Origin of the sequence: Kitasatospora griseola, assembly GCF_014648555.1 — a bacterium.
Classification (GTDB): domain Bacteria; phylum Actinomycetota; class Actinomycetes; order Streptomycetales; family Streptomycetaceae; genus Kitasatospora; species Kitasatospora griseola.
Genome location: NZ_BMRI01000008.1, coordinates 76,999 through 80,561, shown reverse-complemented (window position 1 = coordinate 80,561; position 3,563 = coordinate 76,999). Strand labels below are relative to the sequence as shown.

Genomic DNA, 3,563 nt, shown 5'->3' with positions numbered 1-3,563 from the left:
TCGCCGCCGACCTCCCGCACGCCGAGGTGCTGCACGTGCCGTACGGCAACCACCTGCTCGGCAACGCGCCGGCGGACTGGCTGCCCGAAACCGCCGACTGGCTGGCCGAGGCGCTGCTGACGGTGTGACAGGTGCGGCGGAGCCCCCGCCTCGGGCATCATCGACCCCGATGGAGTCTCCGCCGCCCCCGCTGCCCCAGCTGCCTCTGCTCTACCTCGACGTCGACGGCCCACTGATCCCGTTCGGCGGCGACCCGACACGTCACCGCACCCACCTGACGGAACGTCGCATCCGTGAGCTCACTGGCGGGTCGAACCCGCTGCTGACCCGGGTGAACCCCGCCCTGGGCCCGCAACTCGCCGCGCTGCCCTGTCGGTTGATCTGGGCCACCACTTGGTTCGACGACGCCAACGCGTGCCTCGCCCCGCTGCTCGGCCTCCCCCCGCTCCCCGTCCTGCCGGACCCGCCCCTCGACGCATCCGACCCGGCGCCCGGCGTCCACTGGAAGACCCCCGCCCTGGTCGCCCATGCCGCCGGCACCCCGTTCGCCTGGGTCGACGACGAGATCGCCGAACACGATCGCGAGTGGGTCGCCCAGCACCACCCCGGCCCCGCGCTGCTCCACCGCATCGACCCCGAAGTCGGCCTGACCGAACGGGATTTCGCCGTCCTCGCCGACTGGCTGCGCAACCCGACCTGACACCGGATCGGCCCGCCCTCCGGATCCCGGTGAACTGTCGGTCGGCTGCGCCGAGTTGCGTCGAGTCGCGTCGAGTTGCACCGAGCTGTGCTGACTTGCGCCGAGTTGCAAAGAATTGCGTCGATTGGTCCACCGGACGTGCCACCGGCCGACCCCCCTCCGGCGCGGTGGGACGCGGCCTCAGAGGACGAAGTAGCTCACCCCGAAGGTCTTCGCGGCCTTCCCGGGATCCACCTCCGCCGTCACCGGGCCCTGGCAGTTCGCTGCGGCGTGCACCAGCACCGTCGAGTCGGTGAAGTTCTCGACGGTCACGGGGGACGTGGTGCTGTAGCAGCCGCGCGGCGGGTTGTGGTGGGCCACGCCGTTCACCACCAGGAGGCCGGTGGCCGCCTGGGCGGGCGTGGAGAGGGCGAGCACGCCGGCGGCGGCCAGCAGGCCGATTCCGGTGAGACGACGACGCATGACTGATCTCCCTTCCGAGGACGCCCGGCTGGGAGCGGGCGCCTCTTCGGACGAGGGATTCCCGTTGCGGACCGTCCGTCGCGGAACGCCGCGGCCAATCCCTCGAATCGGCGAGCGCGCAGAGACGCAGGGGTGGTGACAGCTGCCTCGGACTCCCGGAGGGCGTGGGACGCGTGGTCAGCCGGCGGTGGGCGGGCCGCCGAGGCGGCGGTTGCGGGTGCGGCGGGCGGCGAGGCGGTCGGCGGCGGGGAGGCGGGCGAGTTCGGCGAGGGCGCGGGTGATCGCGGCGGCGAGGTCGGTGCGCAGGTCGGCGGGGTCGTCGGTCTCGGGGACGACCTGGTCGACCAGGCCGGTGGCGGCGAGCGCGGTCGCGGTGATGCCCTGGGCGCGGGCGAGCTGAGCGGCGTGCTCGCCGTCCCGGTGGACGATGGCGGAGGCGCCCTCGGGCGGCAGCGGGGCGAGCCAGGCGTGCTGGGCGGCGATGACACGATCGGCGGGCAGCAGGGCGAGCGCGCCGCCGCCGCTGCCCTGGCCGAGCAGGACGGCGAGGACGGGGGTGCGCAGGCCGACCAAGGTGGTCAGGCAGTGCGCGATCTCCAGTGCCACACCGTCGAGTTCGGCCTCGACGGAGAGCTCGGCGCCGACCGTGTCGACCACGGTGAGCAGCGGCATGCCCAACTCCTCGGCCAGCTCTGCCTGTTGCCGAACCGCCCGCAAGTCGGCCGCAGTGAACGGCAGTTCGGGACGGTCAGGGCTGGAACGTTGCTGGGCGACCACCATCACCGGGCGTCCGCCGATCAGCGCGAGGGCCCGGACGAGGGCGCTGTCGCCGTCCAGCGGGAGGAGCAACTCGGCGGTGTGGGAGAGGAGTTCGAGCGCGGAGAGGCGGTCCGGCCGGCGGCTGCGGAGCACCGACTCCCAGGCGTCCTCGGCGGTGGGGGCGGCGTCGAGGACGGCCGGTGGCGGCGAACCCGCCTCGGGCGGCCGGGCGGTGAGGACGGTGAGCGCGCGGGAGAGGAACGGGCGCAGGCGGTCGGGCGACACGATGGCGTCCAGGCGACCGTTGGCGGCGAGCGTCTCGGCGCGCTGGACGGCGGGCGGCAGCGGTTCGCCGCGCAGTTCCTCGTAGACGCGCGGGCCGAGGAACCCCAGACGGGCGCCCGGTTCGGCGAGGACCAGGTGGCCGAGGGTGCCCCAGGAGGCGAACACGCCGCCCATGGTGGGGTTGCGCAGGTAGGACAGGTACGGCAGGCCGGCGGCCCGGTGGGCGTGGACCGCGGCGGTGACCCGGACCATGCACAGGAACGCGGCGGAGCCCTCCTGCATGCGGGTCCCGCCGGAGACCGGCAGGGCGAGCAGGGGGAGGCGTTCGGCGGTGGCGCGCTCCACGGCCCGGGTGATCCGCTCGGCGGTGGCGACGCCGATCGAGCCGCCCAGGAAGCCGAACTCGCAGGCGATCAGCGCCAGCGGGCGGCCGTCCAGCAGGGCGCGGCCGGTGAGCACCGCCTCGTCCAGCCCGGTGCGGGCACGGGCCCTGGCCAGGGCGTCCCGGTAGTCGGGGTCGGCCGGCTCGGTGGTGATCGGCTCGTCCCAGGAGGCGAAGCTACCGGGGTCGACCAGCAGATCGAGGAGTTGACGTGCCGTCACCGGGGGCCTCCGTCGCGGGGGAGTGGGGAACACGGGGGAACACAGGGGAGTGCAGGGAACGCGGGGAAGATCGTCGAGCGGGAGGTGCCGAGCCTACGGGTGGACCCGGGCCGCCGGTGGCTACGGCGCACAGTGGTGACCGGGATCACCGCCGACGGGCCGGGCAGGCCGGGGCGAAACTGCCGCCGGGCCGTGCGGGGCGTGCGGGCCGGGCGTGGAGTCGGGTGCGAAATCGGGCGTGGAGTCGGGTCCGGAACCGGGCGTCGGGGCGGCCTTCGAGGTCGCCCTCGGCGCGGGCGGCGGAACGTGACGCAGCAGACATTCGGCTAATTGGTATCCAAGATGCTGAATTGGATAGAGTCAGCGCCGTGAGGCTGACCAAGAGCACCGACATCGCACTGCGCATCGCAATGCGGCTGGCGGTGCTGGACGAGGACCAGACCCCGACCACCCGCGAGGTGGCCGAGGCGGTCGCCGTCCCCTACAACCACGCGGCGAAGGTGGTCAGTCGTCTCCAGCACCTGGGCGTGGTCGAGGCCCGGCGCGGGCGCGGCGGGGGGCTTGCCCTGACTGCCGCCGGCCGCACCGGATCGCTCGGCCGGATCGTCCGGGAACTGGAGGGCGCCGGGGACGTGGTCGGCTGCGAGGATGAGCCGCCGTGTCCGCTGCGACACTCCTGTCGACTGCGCGGGGCGCTGCGCAGGGCGCAGGAAGCATTTTTCGCGACGCTCGACCCGCTGACGGTGGCCGACCT

The 3,563-nt window shown here is 74.0% G+C and carries 4 protein-coding genes; 2 read left to right on the top strand and 2 right to left on the bottom strand.

Annotation, left to right across the window (positions count from 1 at the left end; translation table 11 throughout):
* Positions 1 to 169 precede the first annotated feature (169 nt).
* Positions 170 to 700: an HAD domain-containing protein gene (locus IEZ12_RS12765; protein WP_189272150.1), complete on the top strand. Its 531-nt coding sequence runs from the start codon at positions 170 to 172 to the stop codon at positions 698 to 700.
* Between the two features lie 180 nt (positions 701 to 880).
* Here the strand turns inward: IEZ12_RS12765 and IEZ12_RS12760 are convergent, their stop codons facing one another.
* Entirely contained in the window at positions 881 to 1,162 is a 282-nt protein-coding gene (locus IEZ12_RS12760; protein ID WP_189272149.1) for a hypothetical protein, read from the bottom strand.
* A 177-nt stretch (positions 1,163 to 1,339) separates the two neighbouring features.
* Positions 1,340 to 2,809: a carboxyl transferase domain-containing protein gene (locus IEZ12_RS12755; RefSeq protein WP_189272148.1), complete on the bottom strand. Its 1,470-nt coding sequence runs from the start codon at positions 2,807 to 2,809 to the stop codon at positions 1,340 to 1,342.
* A 368-nt stretch (positions 2,810 to 3,177) separates the two neighbouring features.
* Here IEZ12_RS12755 and IEZ12_RS12750 point away from each other — a divergent pair.
* Positions 3,178 to 3,563, top strand: a 386-nt coding sequence (locus IEZ12_RS12750) for an RrF2 family transcriptional regulator (RefSeq protein WP_229847480.1), incomplete at its 3' end; no start/stop codon positions are given.

What these genes read in the sequence shown, in the direction of transcription:
- IEZ12_RS12765 (WP_189272150.1), top strand. Translation starts at nt 170, where the DNA reads ATGGAGTCTCCGCCGCCCCCGCTGCCCCAGCTGCCTCTGCTCTACCTC.
- IEZ12_RS12760 (WP_189272149.1), bottom strand. Translation starts at nt 1,162, where the DNA reads ATGCGTCGTCGTCTCACCGGAATCGGCCTGCTGGCCGCCGCCGGCGTG.